At 69.4% G+C, this 18244-nt stretch carries 16 protein-coding genes, 1 tRNA gene and 1 other RNA gene; 12 read left to right on the top strand and 6 right to left on the bottom strand.

Going from position 1 to position 18244, the window contains the following annotated elements:
* The first annotated feature begins 28 nt into the window (after window positions 1–28).
* An RNA gene (gene rnpB, locus C461_RS11650) (RNase P RNA component) lies at window positions 29–391 on the top strand.
* A 53-nt stretch (window positions 392–444) separates the two neighbouring features.
* On the opposite strand, the gene C461_RS11490 is transcribed toward rnpB, so the two are convergent.
* The 3 genes from C461_RS11490 to C461_RS11480 form a co-directional block, all read right to left on the bottom strand.
* Window positions 445–1410: a type II CAAX endopeptidase family protein gene (locus tag C461_RS11490; RefSeq protein WP_008001400.1), complete on the bottom strand. Its 966-nt coding sequence runs from the start codon at window positions 1408–1410 to the stop codon at window positions 445–447.
* A gap of 68 nt (window positions 1411–1478) precedes the next feature.
* Window positions 1479–2024, bottom strand: coding sequence for an NUDIX domain-containing protein (locus C461_RS11485; RefSeq protein ID WP_008001398.1), 546 nt, complete (start codon window positions 2022–2024; stop codon window positions 1479–1481).
* A gap of 83 nt (window positions 2025–2107) precedes the next feature.
* Window positions 2108–3610: a Y-family DNA polymerase gene (locus C461_RS11480; RefSeq protein ID WP_008001396.1), complete on the bottom strand. Its 1503-nt coding sequence runs from the start codon at window positions 3608–3610 to the stop codon at window positions 2108–2110.
* A 167-nt stretch (window positions 3611–3777) separates the two neighbouring features.
* On the opposite strand from C461_RS11480, the gene C461_RS11475 reads away from it, so the two are divergent.
* The 4 genes from C461_RS11475 (at window position 3778) to C461_RS11460 (ending at window position 8119) form a co-directional block, all read left to right on the top strand.
* Window positions 3778–5568 (top strand): PAS domain S-box protein, encoded by a 1791-nt coding sequence (locus C461_RS11475; RefSeq protein WP_008001395.1) that lies wholly within the window; start codon window positions 3778–3780, stop codon window positions 5566–5568.
* A 145-nt stretch (window positions 5569–5713) separates the two neighbouring features.
* Complete coding sequence (locus C461_RS11470; RefSeq protein ID WP_008001393.1) at window positions 5714–7030, top strand: MFS transporter; 1317 nt, start codon at window positions 5714–5716, stop codon at window positions 7028–7030.
* 50 nt (window positions 7031–7080) lie between these two features.
* On the top strand, window positions 7081–7359 hold the full coding sequence (locus C461_RS11465; RefSeq protein WP_049906562.1) for a zinc ribbon domain-containing protein: 279 nt from the start codon (window positions 7081–7083) through the stop codon (window positions 7357–7359).
* Window positions 7360–7444: 85 nt separating this feature from the next.
* The gene (locus tag C461_RS11460; RefSeq protein ID WP_008001389.1) at window positions 7445–8119 is read left to right on the top strand and encodes a hypothetical protein; all 675 of its coding nucleotides are present in this window, start codon (window positions 7445–7447) and stop codon (window positions 8117–8119) included.
* A gap of 94 nt (window positions 8120–8213) precedes the next feature.
* Here C461_RS11460 and C461_RS11455 read toward each other — a convergent pair whose 3' ends face one another.
* A complete protein-coding gene (locus C461_RS11455; RefSeq protein WP_008001387.1) occupies window positions 8214–9071 on the bottom strand; it encodes a 3-hydroxyacyl-CoA dehydrogenase family protein in 858 nt (285 codons plus the stop codon).
* Window positions 9072–9390: 319 nt separating this feature from the next.
* On the opposite strand from C461_RS11455, the gene C461_RS11450 reads away from it, so the two are divergent.
* The 3 genes from C461_RS11450 (at window position 9391) to C461_RS11440 (ending at window position 13029) form a co-directional block, all read left to right on the top strand.
* The gene (locus C461_RS11450) at window positions 9391–10194 is read left to right on the top strand and encodes a class I fructose-bisphosphate aldolase (RefSeq protein ID WP_008001385.1); all 804 of its coding nucleotides are present in this window, start codon (window positions 9391–9393) and stop codon (window positions 10192–10194) included.
* Window positions 10194–11093 (top strand): class 1 fructose-bisphosphatase, encoded by a 900-nt coding sequence (locus C461_RS11445; protein WP_008001383.1) that lies wholly within the window; start codon window positions 10194–10196, stop codon window positions 11091–11093. The genes C461_RS11450 and C461_RS11445 overlap by 1 nt, the downstream gene beginning before the upstream one ends.
* Window positions 11094–11214: 121 nt before the next feature.
* The gene (locus C461_RS11440; protein ID WP_008001381.1) at window positions 11215–13029 is read left to right on the top strand and encodes an acyl-CoA carboxylase subunit beta; all 1815 of its coding nucleotides are present in this window, start codon (window positions 11215–11217) and stop codon (window positions 13027–13029) included.
* A 30-nt stretch (window positions 13030–13059) separates the two neighbouring features.
* Here the strand turns inward: C461_RS11440 and C461_RS11435 are convergent, their stop codons facing one another.
* A complete protein-coding gene (locus tag C461_RS11435; RefSeq protein WP_008001379.1) occupies window positions 13060–13608 on the bottom strand; it encodes a DedA family protein in 549 nt (182 codons plus the stop codon).
* A gap of 160 nt (window positions 13609–13768) precedes the next feature.
* Between C461_RS11435 and C461_RS11430 the strand changes: the two genes are divergently transcribed.
* Window positions 13769–14296 carry a redoxin domain-containing protein gene (locus C461_RS11430; protein WP_008001377.1) on the top strand — a complete coding sequence of 176 codons (528 nt, stop codon included), beginning with the start codon at window positions 13769–13771 and terminating at the stop codon, window positions 14294–14296.
* A 380-nt stretch (window positions 14297–14676) separates the two neighbouring features.
* Here C461_RS11430 and C461_RS11425 read toward each other — a convergent pair.
* Window positions 14677–14747, bottom strand: a tRNA-Gly gene (locus tag C461_RS11425).
* Window positions 14748–14905: 158 nt separating this feature from the next.
* Here C461_RS11425 and C461_RS11420 point away from each other — a divergent pair.
* The 3 genes from C461_RS11420 to C461_RS11410 all read left to right on the top strand — a co-directional run bounded on the left by C461_RS11420 (window position 14906) and on the right by C461_RS11410 (window position 18241).
* On the top strand, window positions 14906–16201 hold the full coding sequence (locus C461_RS11420) for a PQQ-dependent sugar dehydrogenase (protein ID WP_049906561.1): 1296 nt from the start codon (window positions 14906–14908) through the stop codon (window positions 16199–16201).
* 152 nt (window positions 16202–16353) lie between these two features.
* A complete protein-coding gene (locus C461_RS11415) occupies window positions 16354–17220 on the top strand; it encodes a putative RNA uridine N3 methyltransferase (RefSeq protein WP_008001374.1) in 867 nt (288 codons plus the stop codon).
* A gap of 4 nt (window positions 17221–17224) precedes the next feature.
* Complete coding sequence (locus C461_RS11410) at window positions 17225–18241, top strand: 50S ribosomal protein L3 (RefSeq protein WP_008001372.1); 1017 nt, start codon at window positions 17225–17227, stop codon at window positions 18239–18241.
* The last annotated feature ends 3 nt before the right edge of the window (window positions 18242–18244 follow it).

Raw genomic sequence — 18244 nt, 5'->3', positions numbered from 1 at the left:
ATTCCCGGCGGCGGGCAAGCCGAATCCGGACAGAGGGAGCCCGACTCCCGTGCCTCTGGCATGAGGAAAGTCCCCCCACCGGCCGGACAGGCGACCGGGCACACGCCCGGAGTTGGAGACGGCTGGCTCTGGAACAGCAACGACACCCCCCGCCCCGATCGATGAGACGCGTTCGGTCGCTTCGGCGACCGACGGCGGTCGCGGGGTCACCCGCGAACGCGCGAACCGACCCGCAAGGGAAGGGAGTTAACCCGTCGAGAGCCGACGGGCGGGAACGGATGGAACGGCGAATCCTCGCCGGTGCAAGTCCGCGCCACAAGGTAGTCCGGCCACGGCGCGGACGCTTAGCCGAATGTCGGGATGAACCGAAGGGGGCTTACTCCCCTCAGTCCGCTCGTACCGCTGAGTGGGTACGCCGTCGGGGATCGCCCGTCGCGGCTCACCTCACAGCCCGAGCAGCGCCGCGCCCGCTTGCGCCGACTCCTCCAGTTCGGGACCGTAGGTGATCGCGATGTAGCCGATGGTCAGGAGGAAGCTGTTGTACAGCCCGTGCATCAGCGCGACGACGACGAGATTTCCGGTGTACTCGTACACCGCGCCGAAGATGAGCGCCGGCACGAACAGGATGCTGACCGTCGTCAGCATCGCCGTGAGGCCGCCCGCGAGCGAGACGACGTGGAGCGGCGCGAACACGGCCGCGGCGAGGAAGATCGCAGGAGCGGCGGAGAACGTCTCTCGCGCCCGGTTCTGGATGACGCCGCGGAACAGGAACTCCTCGCAGGGCCCGACGACGAGCAGCATGGCCGCGATCATGATCGGGATGATCGAGGGGTTCTCCAGCGCCGTCTGTGCCCCCTGGTTCTGTGCCGGCTCCGGGGCGAACAGCAGCACGATGGACCCGACGGTGAGCGCGGTGAACAGCACCACGACCGGCCCGAAGACGCCGATCACGAACTCCAGCGCGCTCGGTCGGCGGAGACCGAGGTACTCGACGATGTCACGCCGGTCGAATCCCCGCCAGCGTAGGTACGCGAGGCCGACGCCGAGGAACGCGACGATCTGGCTCATGACGAACGGGAGGACGAACGAGACGGCCAGCGACGGCTGCTGACCGGTGATCGTGGCGACGAGGAAGACGGCGCCTCCGACGACGGTGGCGACGGCGAGGAGCACGAGGATTCCCAATATGCCGAGCCCGAACGCGGCGCCGACCGCTCTCAGCGCCGAACCGCCGCCGGGCCCGTCCGACGGTCGAGCACCGACCGAATCGACCGTGCCGGTGCCCGTGTCGTCTGGATCGCGGCCGCCGCCGGTCGGGTCGTTTCCGGTCGAATGGCCGGCCGGATCGGCGCTCGAGTCGGTGTGCGCTGCGGCGCCGCCGTCGGTGCCGGCGTCGGGAGGATCGCTCATTGGCCTCGATACGGGCCGTTCGCTGAAAGGCTTGTCCCGTTACCCCGGCGGCCGTCGGCTTCCCCGGCTCACCGGTACAGCAGTTCGTACCACAGCACGGCGGTCACCGCTCGCCCGTCTCGGAGCCCGTCGTCGACGACGGCTTCGAGCAGGTCGTCGTACGGGACGGTCTCGACCGCGATCGACTCGTTGTGATCGAGGTCGCGCTCGGCGGTCGGCTCACAGCCCCGCGCGAGGAAGTGGTGGTGGACCGCGTTCGCCATCCCGTTCGCCGGCTCGACCGTCGTCAGGCGCTCGAAGGTGTCGGCCTCGTAGCCGGTCTCTTCGGCCAGTTCGCGGGCGGCGGCCGCTTTCAGGTCGTCACCGTCGTCCGGTTCGATCGTCCCGGCCGGGAGCCCGCGGTTGGTCCGTCCGACCGCCTGTCGCCACTCGTCGATGACGACGACGTCGCCGCCGGGGGTCAGCGGGAGCACCACGACCGCGGGCGGCTCGTCGACGTAGTGGAACCCGTCGGTCTCGCCGTCCGGGAACCGCACCTCGTCGCGGCGCACGTCGAACCCGGGACAGCGGTAGTCGATGGCGGTGTCGAGCGTCTCCCACGAGAGATCGTCCATACCTCGGACTCCGCGGTCGATTACCTAAAAGTGCGGGCTCGACGCCGGCGATGCGTTTCGCCTCACCGCGGCGGCCTCGACGACTAGGACCAGTCTCCGAGCGACGCCTGTCCGCCGCCGGGCCGCCGCGACCGGCGGTCCGGGGTTCCGCCGCCCGTTTCGTCGTCGCCCTCGTCGCCCTCGCCCCCGCTCTCGGCGCCCTCGTCGCCCTCGCCCCCGCTCTCGGCGCTCCCGTGCGTCGGCTCCTCACCGACCCAGTCGGTGAGCTTCCCGCCGTCCCTGTGGCCGCCGCCGTCGTCAGGTGCGATCGACCGGGATCTGGACCCGCGGTCGCGCTCCACGCCGTCCGTGTCCGCCGGATCGAACCCCGTCAGCGTCGCCTGATCGGTCTCGGCGAAGTCGAGGTTCGAGACGCGGACGCCGAGTTTGCGGACCCGATCGCCGGCGAACTCCGCCAGGAGGTCGAGGGCGACCGACTCCACGAGGTCCGGGTCGTCGACGGGCCCCGAGAGGCTCCGCGCTCGGGTGTTGACCTCGAACGGGGGCTCGACCGCCTTGATCCCGATGGTGCGGTAGAGACAGCCCCGCTCGCGAGCGCGCCGGGCCACGTCGGCCGCGAGCGCCGCCACCGTCTCCCGCTTCGTCTCGTCGTCGCCGGTCGCCGGGAGTGACGACTCTCGCGAGAGGCTCTTGGGGAGTCCCGTCGGGGTCACCTCCCGCTCGTCGTCGCCGCGCGCTCGTCGGAACAGCTCCACCCCTCGATCCCCGAGTTCGTCGCCGAGGCGGTCGGGATCGGCCGCGGCGAGGTCGCCGGCGGTCTCGATACCCAGTTCGGCGAGGGTGCGTTCCGTCACCGGCCCGACGCCGTGGATCTCGGCGGTCGGCAGCGGCGCGAGGAACGACTCGACGGCGCCCGGCGGGACCACGACGAGCCCGTCGGGCTTGTCCGCGTCGCTGGCGACCTTCGCGGTCGACATGTTCGGCGCGACGCCGACGCTCGCCGGTACCCCCGCCTCGCGTTCGATCCGCTCTTTGACGTACCGGGCGTACCCCTCCGCGAGGGTTCGGGCCTCCGCGGGACCGGCCGCGGCGCTCGGCGGGGGATCGGCTTCCTCCCCCACCACGTCCCACGCGGTCCGGTCGGTGACGTCGAGGTACGCTTCGTCGATGCTCACCTCTCGCAGGACGTCGGCCGCGTCGCGGAGCACCGCTTTCACGTCGCTCGCGACGTCTTTGTAAAAGTCGAGGTCGACCGGAAGGTAGCGTCCGGTCTCGGTGGGATCGGGGGCGTCCGGATCCGTCGGGTCCGCGTTCGTGCGCCGCGGAAGCAGCTCCAGCGCCTCGGAGATGGGCATCGCGCTCTCGACGCCGAACGCGCGGGCCTCGTAGCTCGCGGTCGCGACCGCGCCGATCGTCTCGCCCGCCTCGTACCCCATCCCGACCACGAGGGGCTCGCCCGCGAGTTCGGGTCGGCGGAGGCGCTCGCAGGAGGCGTAAAAGCAGTCCATGTCCACGTGAAACACGACGCGGTCGCTCCCGTCGGCGTCGTCGTTCGCCGTCGTCCCGGGGAGCGTCTCGCCCGCCATCGTCGGACCGTCCGCGCGCGACGCCCTTAAGAATCAGCCACGCGCGGTGGGAGTGAAACTCCCCTCGGCTAATCTCCCCGTTCCCTCCGTTGATCGGCTGCACGCCCGGATCCAGAACCGATAGCTAGGCCGGTATCCGTTTATGCTGTGCGAGAGTATCGACCGCTATGTCCGAGCAGATCGGCGTGTTACACGTCGACGACGACCCCTCCGTGTTGGACCTGACGGAGGCGTACCTCGAACGCGAACTGGACGCGGTTGCGGTGACGAGCGTAACGGACCCGTCGGCGGCGCTCGAGCGCCTCGACGAGACGGCCTTCGACTGCGTCGTCAGCGACTACGACATGCCCGGGATGGACGGGTTGTCCTTTTTCGAGACGCTCCGTGAGCGACACCGCACGATCCCGTTCGTGTTGTACACCGGTAAGGGGAGCGAGGAGATCGCCAGCCAGGCGCTCAACGCGGGCGTCACCGGCTACTTCCAGAAGGGCGGCCCCGAGCAGCTCCGGCGGCTCGCGAACCGCGTCGATCAGGCGGTCGACGAGCACCGAACTCGGGAGATCGCCGACCGGTACTCGACGGTGATCGAGGCGCTCGGGTACCCGGTGTACGTCGTCGACGACGTCGGCACGTTCCGGTTCGTCAACGAGCCGTTCGCCGAGCTGACGGGGTACGACCGCGAGGAGATCGTCGGCAGCACGCCCGAACTGATCAAAGACGAGACGGCGGTCCGCGAGGCGGAGAGCCGCCTCGGCACCATCCTCTCCGGCTCCGGGCCGGACGTCCAGCACTTCGCCGTCGACATCGTCCCGAAGGACGGCGAGCCGATCCCGTGCCGCGACCACATGGCCGCCCTGCCGTACGAGGGGCCGTCGTTCGAGGGTAGCGTCGGGATCCTCCGCGACGTCACACACGAGCGCGAGCAGCGCGCCGAGTTGGAGACGAAGACGCGGGCGCTCGACGAGGCGCCGGTCGGGATCACGATCACCGACCCGACCCGTCCGGACAACCCGATGGTCTACGTTAACGATCGGTTCGTCGAGATGACGGGCTACGACCGCGAGGACGCGGTCGGCGTCAACTGCCGGTTCCTCCAGGGGCCCGACACCGATGAGGAACCCGTCGAACGGCTCCGCGAATCGATCGCGGCCGCGGAGCCGACCAGCGTCGAACTGCTGAACTACCGGCGCGACGGGACGGAGTTCTGGAACCGGGTGAGCGTCGCCCCGATCCGCGACGACGACGGTCGCCCCATCCAGTGGGTCGGCTTCCAAGAGGACATCTCCGCGTTCAAAGAGCGGGAGGCGGCGCTCGAACGTCAGAACGAGCGGCTCGACTCCTTCGCCGGGATCGTCTCACACGACCTGCGGAACCCCCTCAACGTCGCCCAGGGTCGCGTCGAACTGGCGCGCGAAGCGGGCGCGGCCGACGAGCACCTCGCCGCCGCCGCCGACGCGCTCGACCGGATCGAGTCGATAGTCGAGCACACGCTCACGCTCGCCAGGGAGGGCGAGACGGTGGGCGACGCGGAGCCGGTCGCGCTCGCGTCGGTCGCCGCCGACAGCTGGGAGACCGTCGACACGGAGTCGGCGTCGCTCGCGATCGAGACGGACCGCGAGGCGCTCGCCGACCCCGACCGCCTCCGCAACCTGTTCGAGAACCTCGTCCGAAACGCGGTGGAACACGCCGGCGACGACGTGACGATCCGCGTCGGCGACCTCGAGGACGGGTTTTACGTCGCCGACGACGGTCACGGCATCCCGCCCGCCGTCAGGGACGACCTCTTCGAACCGGGACAGAGCACCGCCGAGGGGAACACCGGATTCGGGCTGGCCATCGTCCAGGAGATCGCCACCGCGCACGGCTGGACCGTCACGGCGGTCGACGCGGCCGACGGCGGCGCGCGCTTCGAGATCCGAGGGATCGAGCGGCCGCCCGATCCGGTGCCGGAGCCGTAGCGACGCGCTCGCGGCCCATCTCGAACCGGGTTCGTTCTCCGCCGACCGTCCCGAATCCGGCCCGTTCTCCGCCGATCGCCTCGAAACCGGAACGACTCCCGCCGTTCGCAAACGCCTTTGTGCTCGCGGGCGAATCGGGAGGTAGATGGGGTTGCTCTCGGGCGTCGTCGACACCGACCGCCGAGTCATCGTGCTCGCGCTGGCACGGATGGTCGGGGCGCTCGGCAACTCGTTTCTGATCGTCGTCTTACCGCTGTACATCGCCAGCGACCTCGTCGATATCGACGCGTTGCTCGGCACCGCCGTCGGCGTCGGCGCGGCCTCGGTCACGCTGACGGAGCCGCTTCTCATCGGCGTCGTCCTCTCGCTTTTCGGCTTCCTCAACAGTCTCTCCCAACCGTTCACCGGCCGGCTCTCCGACCGGATGGGCGTCAGGCGGCCGTTCGTCCTCTTCGGAATCCTCCTGCTCGGGACCGCGAGCGGACTCTACACGATCGCGGACTCCTACTGGCTGCTCGTCGCCCTCCGGGCCGCGCAAGGGTTCGGCGCGGCGCTCATTATCCCCGCGACCGTCGCGCTCGTCAACGAGTACGCCGCCAGCGACGCCGACCGCGGCGGCAACTTCGGCGTGTACAACACGTTCCGGCTGATCGGGTTCGGCTTCGGCCCGGTCCTCGCCGGCGTCGTCGTCGAGGCCGGACCGTACGACCTCTCCCCGGTCGGCCTGCCGGTCGTCGACGGGTTCGACGCCGCGTTCGTCGTCGCCGCCGCCGGCGCGTACCTCAGCTTCGCGCTCGTGTACCTCCTCGTGCAGGACGCCGCCGAGTCGAGCGAGGCGAGCGACGACCTCTCGATCCGCGTCCGCGGCGAGGACCGCCTGCTCGACCCCGTCTTCGCGCTCGGGCTGGCGACCGTGTCGATGGGGCTGTGTATCGCGCTGTACGCGACGCTCCAGAACCAGGTGAACGTGCGACTCGACCAGGCGCCGGTGTGGTTCGGGCTCCAGTTCGCGGCCGTCACCATCGCGAACGTCCTCCTGCAGGTGCCCGTCGGACAGGCCAGCGACCGGATCGGCCGACGGCCGTTCCTGCTGGCCGGCTTCGTGCTGCTCGCGCCGACGACGCTGTTGCAGGGAATCGTCACCGACCCGGTAGTGATGACGCTCGTTCGACTGGGCCAGGGCGTCGCCGTCGCGTTCGTGTTCGCGCCGTCGCTCGCGCTCGCCGGCGACCTCGCGCGGGAGGGCGAGTCCGGGACGACGCTGTCAGTGCTCACGATGGGGTTCGGCTTCGGCGTCGCGCTCGGGCCGCTGGCGTCCGGGTGGCTCGTCGGCTTCGGGTTCGTCGTCCCCTTCGCCGTCGGCGCGGTGCTGGCGGTCGTCGCGCTCGTCGGCGTCGTGACGCAGGTCGAGGAGACGCTCGGAGCGGGTGACGGCGCCGCGGACGCGGCGGCGGCGGACTGAGGCCGCCGTCGATTGAAGTGTATAAGTTCTCGACGCCCGAACCGTCGGGCGTGTCTCGCGACCGCGTGTACTGCGTCGACTGCGGAGAGCCCGTCCCGAGCGACGCCCGCATCTGTCCGCACTGCGAGGCTGTCCAGCCGTCGCCGCTCGTCGACGTCGGCGTCGCCGTCGCCGGCGTGTTTTCGTTCGTGTTCGGGGCGGTTCTCGCGCTGATGACGCTGGGGACGACCCGCATGCTCGGCTTCGTCCTGATCGTGCTCGGCTTCGGCCTCGCCGTCGGCGGCTACACCCGACACATCGACCGGCAGGCGGGACGGCGGGCGCGGTAGGAATCGGTTACCCGGTGCGGTCGGTCGAACGGATCGCCGATCGCTCCCGCGGCCATTTATAAGGGACGAGGGGAAACGAGGGCGCATGCTCTCTCCGCTCTCCGTCGGACTGGTTCTCGCCGGCCTCCTCCTCGCGTTCGTCGGCGCCGCGGTCTCCGTGTACGCCGTCACGCTGACCGGGCTCCTGATCGGCGCCGGCGCGGGGTACCTCGCCGCGCCGAATCTCGCCGGGCTGATCGCGGTCGACGGGGTGGTCCTCACCGGAATCGCCGTCGTCTTGGGCAGCGCGGTCGGCGGCTTCCTCGCGTACGCCGGGCTCTCGTTCGCGGTGCTCGCCATCGGCGGAGTCGTCGGCGGGTTCGTCGGCAGGTTCGCGGTCGGACCGCTGTACGCGGCCGACGCGGCCGGGATCGAGGGAACGCTGCTGCTCGTCGGGGCGACCCTCGCCGGCGTCGCCGTCGGCGCGCTGTTCGGGTTCGTGTTGAGCCGGACGACGCTTGTCCTCTCGACCGCCTTCATCGGCGCGGCGTTCGCGTCGCGGTCGATCACGTCCGCGACGTTCGAGGCGGCCGCCGCCGAGACGGCGTTCGAACCGCTGCTGTTCGACGTCACGGCCCCGGCGTTCCTCGCGGTGTTCGCTCTCGGCGCGCTCTCGCAGTTCGGGCTGTTCAAGTTCGGCTACGTGACGAAACTCGTCGGTGTCCTGCCCGGCGCACGGCGCTGGACGGCGAACGACGACCGCGGCGCGAAAGGTAGTTAAAAGGGTAGCCGACTGCCGTCGTTTTCGCTTATAAATACGGCGTAACGGCTCGCGCGCGGACCGCCCGTCCGCACGCTGACTCGTCGTCCGCGCGCTACTTGTACTCGTAGAACCCGCGTCCAGTCTTCTTCCCGAGGTCGCCGGCCTCGACCTTTCGCTTGACCAGATACGCCGGCTTGTACCGATCGCCGAGCTCGGCGTGCAGCGTCTCGCTGGCGTCCAACACCACGTCGAGCCCGATGTGGTCGGCGAGTTCGAGCGGGCCCATCGGGACGTTCGTCCCGAGCTTCATCCCGCGGTCGATGTCGGCTTTGTCGGCGACGCCCTCGTCGTACGCGCGGACGCCCTCGTTGATCCACGGCATCAGGATCCGGTTGGTGACGAACCCCGGCTTGTCGTCGGACTCCCACGTCTCTTTCCCCAGCTTCTCGGCGAAGTCGTGCGCGAAGTCGGCGACGGCGTCGGCGGTGTGCTCCCCGACGACGACCTCGACGCCCGCCATGATCGGCACCGGATTCATGAAGTGGAGCCCGATCACGTCGCTCGCGCGGTCGGTGGCGCTCGCGATGGTCGTAATCGACAGCGTCGAGGTGTTCGTCGCGAGCACCACGTCGTCGTCGGTCACCTCGTCGAGGTCGGCGAAGATGTCGCGTTTCACGTCCATGTTCTCCACCGCGGCCTCGACGACCACGTCAGCAGTCGCGAGGTCGTCGAGGTCGGTGGTCCCCTCGATCCGGTCGCGGATCGCCTCGGGCTCCTCGTCGAGCCGGTCCTTCGCCGCCAACCGATCGAGGCTCTCCGCGACGCTGTCGAGCCCCCGTTCGACGTACTCCGTCTCGATGTCCCGCATCACGACGTCGTAGCCCGCCGTCGCGGCGACCTGTGCGATCCCGTTGCCCATCGTTCCCGCCCCGACGACGCCGACGACGCTGATTTCGGATAGCTCGCGCATGTGAGTCGCTGCCGCGCCGCGCGTGGTAAGTATTGCGACTCCGACGGTGGAGCAGGCGGCGAAACGCGGCCGGACTGCGGTCGGACCGCGACCGAATCACAGCCGGACTGCGGTCGGACCGCCGTCGACTCGCAACCGAACCGCCTGCAACCCCGCGACGTTTCGGACCGCCAATAATTAACTATTTGAGTAGTAAGTATGTACGTCTGTAAATCGCTCGTAAACCCGGGACATACGCGCGGATCAGGTAGAATTCGTTTTGTTACGATCGGTTCACTGACCACAGCGTTTTTTATTGATGTAACGGGAGTATGAACTGATGATTCCTCATGCCGACGACTCGATCTCGCGGGACGGGAAAACGCTGATCCTCGCGTACGACCACGGGATCGAACACGGCCCGGTCGACTTCGAGCCGAATCCCGAGACGGCCGACCCGGAACGGCTGTTCGAGCTGGCGAGCCACGAGGCGGTCACCGCGCTGGCCGTCCAGAAGGGGATCGCCGAGGCGTACTACCCGGACTACGAGGACGAGGTCAACCTGCTGTTGAAGCTCAACGGGACCTCGAACCTCTGGATGGGCGAGCCGAACAGCGCGGTCAACTGCTCGGCCGAGTACGCGGCCGAACTGGGCGCTGACGCCATCGGATTCACCGTCTACGGCGGGTCGAACCACGAGGTCGAGATGGCCGAGGAGTTCCGCGAGGCACAGGAGGGCGCCCGCGAACACGACATGGGCGTCGTCATGTGGTCGTACCCGCGCGGGCAGGGACTGCGAAACGACGGCAGTCCGGATGTGATCTCCTACGGCGCGCGACTCGGACTGGAACTCGGCGCCGACGTCGTCAAGGTGAAGTACCCCGGTTCCCCCGAGGCGATGGGCCACGCCGTCGAGATGGCAGGTCCCGCGAAGGTCGTGATGTCCGGCGGGACGATGCGCGACGACAAGGAGTTCCTCCGGAACGTCGCGAACGCCATCGACGCCGGCGCGACCGGGCTCGCGGTCGGCCGGAACGTCTTCCAGCGCGACGACCCCGAGCGCATCCTCGACGCGCTCGAAGCCGTGGTCTTCCAGGAGGTCGACCCGGACGAGGCGCTCGCGATCGCCGAGAGCGACGACTGATGACCGATCCCGACCCTGTCGTCGAGGCGGTCTTCGACGCGGTCGCGGCGACGGCCCCCGAGATCCGCGCCGCGCTTCCCGGTCGTCGCGTCGAGAGCGGGACGGACAACCCCTCCGGCGAGAGCGTCATGGCCGGCGACTTGTACGCCGACGAGCTGCTCGGCGACGCCATCACCGCCGTCGACGGGGTCGGCTCCTTCGTCAGCGAGGAGCGCGAGGCCGCCGTCGACGCCGGCGGCGCGGTCGGTGACGGCGCGTACGCGGTCGCTATCGACCCCCTCGACGGCTCCTCGAACCTCCGGTCGAACAACGCGATGGGCACCGTAGTCGGCGTCTACGACGCGCCGCTGCCGGCGACCGGCCGCGATCTCGTCGCCGCCGGGTACGTCCTCTACGGGCCGATCACGACGATGGTGGTCGCCGACGAGTCGGGCGTGCGCGAGGAGGTAATCGAGCGGGAATCCATCGGTGACGACGACGGCGGCCGCGCAGTCTCCCGATCGGTCGTCGAGGCGGACCTCCGGCTCCCCGAGGACCCCCTGGTGTACGGGTTCGGCGGGCGGGTTCCGGACTGGCCGGACGACTTCACCGCCTACGCCCGCGAGATCGAAGACGAACTGAAGCTCCGGTACGGCGGCGCCATGGTAGGCGACGTGAACCAGGTGCTCACCTACGGCGGGATCTTCGCGTACCCCGCCCTCGTGGACGCGCCGGACGGGAAGCTCCGGCTCTCCTTCGAGGCGAACCCGATCGCGTACATCGTCGAGAAAGCAGGCGGGGCGGCCTCGAACGGCGAGATAGATATCCTCGACGTCGAGCCCGAGGGCGTCCACGACCGCGTCCCGCTCTACGTGGGTAACGGGGAACTGGTCGAGCGGTTGGAGACGGCGCTCGACTGATCGGCGCTCGACCGATCGGCGCTCGGCCCGGCGCGAGTCGACCCGGCGTCTCGATCCGACGTCGCGGGACGGACAAACCCGCATGGAAAACTGTTTAGGACTCTCCGCAAATCTTGCGCCTATGAAAGTCCACGTCGGCGCGGCGGCGACGCCCGAGGAGGCCGAAGCGATCGCGAAGTCGCTCGCGGAACACCTCGGCGTCGACGTCGACGTCCACGTCGGCGAGAGCGACGAGCCCGCGGCGAGCGCCGAGCCGCCAGCGGTGGAATACCCGCTCGACGACGACCTCGGCCCCACCGACCGCGAGCGCGCTCTCCAGGCCGAGATCGACGACATCCTGCAGGGCGGTCCGGAGAAGTACCGCGAGCGGCTTCCCGAGCAGGGGAAGCTGTTCGTCCGCGACCGGCTCGACCTCTGGTTCGGCGGCGAGGGCGGGACTCGCGGCGCGGGCGACGCGAGCGCGGCGGACGGCGATCCGACCGGAATACACTTCGAGGACGGGAAGTTCGCCGCGTTCGACGACTGGCACCCGAACGCGCCCGGGCGAACGAGTGAGGACGGTGACGCAGACGGCGAGGGCGATCGCCTTCCCGGCGACGGCCTCCTCACCGGCGCGGCCGCCTTCGAGGGGCGCGACGTCCACTTCATGGCCAACGACTTCACCGTGAAGGCGGGGTCGATGGCGGCGAAAGGCGTCGAGAAGTTCCTCCGGATGCAACAGCGCGCCCTGAAGACGGGCAAGCCCGTGCTCTACCTGATGGACTCCTCCGGCGGGCGGATCGACCAGCAGAGCGGCTTCTTCGCCAACCGCGAGGGGATCGGGAAGTACTACTACAACCACTCGATGCTCTCGGGCGCGGTCCCGCAGATCTGCGTGCTGTACGGCCCCTGCATCGCGGGCGCCGCCTACACGCCCGTCTTCGCCGACTTCACCGTGATGGTCGAGGGGATGTCCGCGATGGCGATCGCCTCGCCGCGGATGGTGAAGATGGTCACCGGCGAGGAGATCGAGATGGCGGATCTGGGCGGCCCGCGCGTCCACGCCGAGGAGTCCGGCTCGGCGGACCTCGTCGCCCGCGACGAGGAGCACGCCCGGGAGCTCGTCGCCGATCTGATCGGCTACCTGCCCGATCAAGCCGGAGAGAAACCACCGAAAGCCGAGACGAAGCCGCCCAAGTACCCGACGGCGGGGATCGACGAGCTGATCCCGGAGTCGCCGAACCGGCCCTACGACGTGCGCGACCTGCTCGACCGGATCGCGGACGCGGAGTCCGTCTTCGAGCTGAAGGAGGGGTACGGCCCGGAGATCGTCACGGCGTTCTGCCGGATCGACGGTCGCCCCGTCGGCGTCGTCGCCAATCAGCCGACGGAGCGGTCGGGGGCGATATTCCCGGACGCGGCCGAGAAGGCCGCCGAGTTCATCTGGACCTGCGACGCCTACGAGATCCCCCTCCTCTACCTCTGTGACACGCCCGGATTCATGGCCGGCTCGCAGGTCGAGAAGGACGCGATCTTAGAGAAGGGCAAGAAGATGATCTACGCCACCTCCTCGGCGACGGTCCCGAAACAGACCGTCGTCACCCGGAAGGCGTACGGCGCGGGCATCTACGCGATGGGCGGGCCCGCGTACGACCCCGAGAGCGTGATCGGGCTCCCCTCCGGTGAGATCGGTATCATGGGCCCCGAGGCCGCGATCAACGCCGTGTACGCCCGGAAGCTCGCCGCGATCGACGACCCCGAAGAGCGCGCCGAGACCGAGGCGCGGCTCCGCGAGGAGTACCGCGAGGACATCGACATCCACCGCATGGCGAGCGAGGTCGTCATCGACGAGATCGTCGCCCCGTCGGCGCTTCGCGAGGAACTGGCCGCCCGGTTCGCGTTCTACGAGGACGTCGAGAAGGACCTGCCGGACAAGAAACACGGGACGGTCATCTAAAATTCGGGCGAACGCGGAGGTGACCGGCCGCTACAGCGCCGCGACGTCCTCGGCACCGAGGAGTCCGAGGGCGCCCCCGAACCCGAGCGCCACCGCGACGCCGACCGCGAGCAGTGCGCCGACGTACGCTGTCGACCCGATTAGCGACGCGACGGCGAACCGCGGCGCGGAAACGGACGAGGCGTTTGCGGTCGGGACGGCGAGCCACCCGCGCGTGCCGGGAACCGCGTTCGAGGCCGCCACCGCCGGGAGGCCCCACCGGTCGAACCAGCGTCCCGCACCGTCGAGCCGCTTCTCGTCGACCGGAACGAGAGGGAGTGACGTGGGGTCCACGCCGAACCGGCGGACGGCCACGAAGACGGCCGACTGACCGACCGTCGCGCCGATCACAGCCGCGGCGAACACCGGCAGCACCGCGATCGCCTCGACGCCGACGGCGACGACCGACGCGACGAACAGCGTCCGCGCCGGGAGCACCTTCCCGACGAGGGCGCCCTCAAGCGCGAACACGGCGAAGACCGCGACGGCGCCGTAGGTATCCACGAGGGCGAGCGCGGTCGCGGCGTCGAGACCAAACACGCGTTCTCTCGGTCGGCCACACGTATATCTCTTACACCGTGAGCAGTGCTTTCAGATATCATCGCGGTATCTGATGCCGTTATTCGAAATCAGTCTCACGTCGGACTCGGGCCGTGTCGTCGGAGGTGGGTATTTACGCGTCACGCGCACAGCGTCATCCATGATCGATCTCGGCGTCAAAGCGCCCGACTTCATCGCCCCCGCGGTCTCCGAGGGACGCGGCGTCGAGCTGGAGCTGTTCCGACTCGTCGAGCAGCACGAGGCCGTCGTCCTCTCGTTTGCGCCCGCCGACTTCGTTCCCACCTGCACCGCGGTGTTCGCCGCGGTTCGCGACGCGGGCTGGCACGACCGCGAGGACCTCGCCGTCGTCGCGCTCACCGGCGATTCGCTGTTCGCGGGGTTCGCGTACGCAGACCGGTTCGAGTTTCCGTTCCCGATCGTCTCGGACTTCCACGGCGGGATCGCCGAGTCGTACGACCTCCTCGCCGAATCGTGGGAGGGCCACTCGCAGATCCCGCGGCGCGCGACCGTCGTGATCGACGGCGACTGGACCGTCCGGTTCGCGGAGGCGACGACCGACGCGCTCGACCGCCCGGCGCCCTCGCCGGTCCAGAACGCGACGGCGACGCTCCGTGAGATCGGACTCGACGTCGACCGTCCGCGCGTGAACTACGACGGCCCGTGGTGACCGACGGCTCGCCGTACGCGACGGCCCGTGATAAGCGGCGCTGGCACCACCATTTATAAATAGAATCCGGCGACTGTGGTGCGTGATTATACCCCAACCTCGCTGTCGGCGTCGCCCGCACCGTGCGTCGGCTGCAAGCGAGAGCGAAGCGCTCGTCCTGTACGTCGATGAGTGTCCGGCGGTGGCGCGCTCCGGTGAGCGCCCACAGGGCGCGAGCCCGAGCGCGAGGGAGTCGGCGCGGCGCTTATAAGCGTCGCGCCGACGAGGCTGGGGAGGCGTGAGGTGCGGTGCGGTCTCTGAACGGGCACTGAGTGACGCGCAACTGGTGGAGCGTCTGCTAACCAAAGCGAACGCTCTCTGAGGAAGATCGGTTCGAGAAATGCACCGGCCGAGATTTGAACTCGGGTTGCAACCATGGCAAGGTTGCGTGATACCACTACACTACCGGTGCGTGCTTCGCATCTGGACATAGCCCGAGTCGAAGATATAAGGGTTCCGAACGACGGCGGCCCGGGACCACTCGCACCGTCCTCGCCCCCTCCCCGTCGCGCCGTCCCCGCCGGAAGTGTCATCGGGCTCCCGGCCGTCGTACCGACTCGATCCAACGCCATGACGCCACCCATCGCACCCGGTACTGACAGACGCACCGTGCTCCGAGCGACGGGCGGCCTCGCGGCGGTCTCGCTCGGCGGCTGTCTCGGCGACAGCAGGGCGAACGACGACGCCGACTCCGGAGCCGACGACGACGGGGATTCCGGAGCCGACGACGACGGGGATTCCGACACGTCGCCAGACGACGGCGCCGACGTCGACTACGCGGTCGAACGCGTCGCGGACGGATTCGACCGACCGTGGGGACTCGCCTTCCTCCCCGACGACGGTCGACTCCTCGTGACGGAGCGTCCCGGTCGCCTCTCGCTCGTCGATCCCGAGGGCGGCTCTCGCTCGCCCGTCGAGGGGGTGCCCGACGTTCACGCCGCCGGGCAGGGCGGCCTGCTCGACGTCGCCGTGCACCCCGCCTTCCCGGACGACTCGCGCGTGTACCTCACGTACGCGGCGACGGACGGCTCGGACCGGTCGGCGACGCACGTCGGGAGCGGGCGGCTCTCACTCGCCGACCCCGAGGCGCCCGCGCTCGACGGGTTCGAGGCGATCCACGTCGCGGAGCCGTTCTTATCCTCCGACAACCACTACGGCTCCCGGGCGACGTTCGGCCCGGACGGCGCGCTGTTCGTCACGGCCGGCGACCGCCGCGACACCGATTTCGGTCCCGACCACGTTTCGCAGGACCGATCGGTCGAACCCGGGTCCACCCTTCGGCTCACGCCCGCGGGCGACGCGCACCCGGACAACCCCTTCGTCGACGAGGCGGGCGCCGCGGACGCGATATACAGCTACGGCCATCGAAATCCCCAGGCGATGGCCGTGCGCGGCGACACCGGTGCGATCTGGCAGTGCGAGCACGGCGAACGCGACGGCGACGAGATCAACGTCGTCGAGCACGGCGGGAACTACGGGTGGCCGATCGCCAGCGAGTCCTGTCGGTACGGGAGCGACGAGCGCGTCGCCCCGAGCCACCGCGAGCGCGGCGACGTGGTCGCCCCCGTCCACTACTGGCCCTGCGGCTCCGGGGGGTTCCCGCCGAGCGGGGCCGTCTTCTACGACGGCGACGCCTTTCCGGCCTGGCGGGGTGACCTGTTCGCCGGGACGCTCGCCGCGGAGTATCTCGGGCGGTTCACCGTCGACGGGGCGGGGCCGCAGGAGGCGAACGTGACCGAGCGCGACCCGCTCCTCGCCGACCGCGGGTGGCGAATCCGGGCACTCGCCGTCGATCCGGGGACGGGACACCTCTACGCCGCTGTCGACGATACCGATGCACCGGTGGTGCGGATCGTTCCGAGTTGAGGCGCCGTCGAACCGCCCGACCGTGTGAGTGGTTCACTCGACTGTCGGAGTAAAACCCCCGCGAAACCCCGTGTGAACGCCCCACAGCCCGAAAGCGGGACCGCTATCCTTTTACCCCGCCGTCCGGAATCGAGGGGTACAGTCTCGCCACGATGCGTACCGAAGATGGACTCACGATCTGTGTTCCGTCTTCGGTCGTCCGGGAGGCCGAGGACGCTCGCGAGGCGACTCGCAAACTCGGCTACGTTGCCCGTGCGGCAGCGGTATTCCGGGCGGATCGACTGGTCGTCTTCCCCGACAGGGAAGGCGAACGGCGACGGGGCGGTGAGTACGTCCGCACCGTACTGGGGTACGCCGCGACCCCGCCGGAGCTCCGAAAGGACCTCTGGGGGGAACGCGACGAACTCCGGTACGCCGGCGTGCTCCCGCCGCTCCGCGTGCCGTGGCGGACCGGCTCGACCCCTAGCGGGGAAGAGTCGAAAACACAGGGACTCGTGACCGAGGTCGGACCTGAAGGCCGCGTCCGGGTCAATTCCCCGCTGCGGGAACACCCGATCTCCCTGCTCGTGCCCTCCGGAATGGAGGTCGAGCAGGGGGAGCGCGTCACCATCAGGGTCTCTTCGAGAGAACCGGTCCGCGCCCGCATCACCGGGAAGCCCGAGGAGGGTTTCCAGGTCGTGGGTGCGGACCTGTCGGAAGCGCTCGCCGGCGACGGCTTGGCCGTCGCGACGTCGCGGCACGGAGAAGAGCTCTCCGTCTCGCGGCTCGGCGACCTCGTCTCGGACGCACGGAAGGCCGGTGGCTACGTCATCGCCTTCGGTGCGCCCGAACGAGGGCTTCCGGAGATGCTCGGGCTTTCGCCCGACGGCATTCGGGCGGCCGTCGCCGACGGCCGTCCGGTCGAACCCGATCCGGGGTTCGACCTCTGGCTGAACACGATCCCGGCACAGAGCAGCGAGGTCGTCCGAACGGAGGAGGCTCTGTTCGTGACTCTCGGCTCGCTCACACTCACGGAGTAAACACATGCCACAACCAAGCCGACCACGAAAAGGCTCGCTGGGCTACGGCCCACGCACCCGCGCCGACCGAGAGGTCCCGCGCATCCGCTCGTGGCCAGACGACGACGGAGCCCCCGCACTGCAGGGGTTCGCCGGCTACAAGGCCGGAATGACGCACGTCGTGATGGTCAACGACGAGGCCAACTCGCCGCGTGAAGGGATGGAAGAGTCCGTCCCCGTCACGGTCGTCGAGACCCCGCCGATGTACGCGGTGGCCCTGCGCGCCTACGAACAGACGCCGTACGGTATGAAGCCGGTCGAAGAGGTCTGGGCGACCGAGTTCCACGAGGAGCTCGACCGCGCGCTCGACCTCCCGGCGGAAGACACCTTCGAGGAAGACGCCGAGGAGCTTCGCGCGTTGCTCGACGACGATGTCGTCGACGACGTCCGCGTCATCACTCACACCGTCCCCTCGGAGCTCGCGAACGTGCCCAAAAAGAAGCCCGACGTGATGGAGACCCGAGTCGGCGGCGGCTCCTTCGAGGAGCGCGTCGACTTCGGGCTCGACCTCGTCGCGGAGGGCGGCGCCCACGAATTCGGCGACGTCTTCCGCGCGGGGCAGTACACCGACGTCTCGGGCATCACGAAGGGGAAGGGGACGCAGGGTCCCGTCAAGCGCTGGGGCGTCCAGAAGCGGAAGGGCAAACACGCCCGCCAGGGATGGCGGCGCCGGATCGGCAATCTCGGTCCGTGGAACCCCTCCCGCGTTCGCTCCACCGTGCCCCAGCAGGGGCAGACCGGCTACCACCAGCGCACCGAACTCAACAAGCGCCTCATCGACTTCGGCGAGGGCGACGACGCCAGCGTCGACGGCGGCTTCGTCAACTACGGCGAGGTCGACGGCGAGTACGCGCTCATCAAGGGTTCGCTGCCGGGTCCGGACAAGCGCCTGCTTCGGTTCCGCCCGGCCATCCGGCCGAACGACCAGCCGCGCCTCGACCCCGAGGTCCGGTACGTATCCACCGCATCCAACCAGGGATAATTC

The organism is Halorubrum aidingense JCM 13560 (genome assembly GCF_000336995.1).
GTDB lineage: Archaea > Halobacteriota > Halobacteria > Halobacteriales > Haloferacaceae > Halorubrum > Halorubrum aidingense.
Note: the sequence above shows the minus strand (reverse complement) of the source record. Positions and strands in the feature narration are given on the sequence as shown.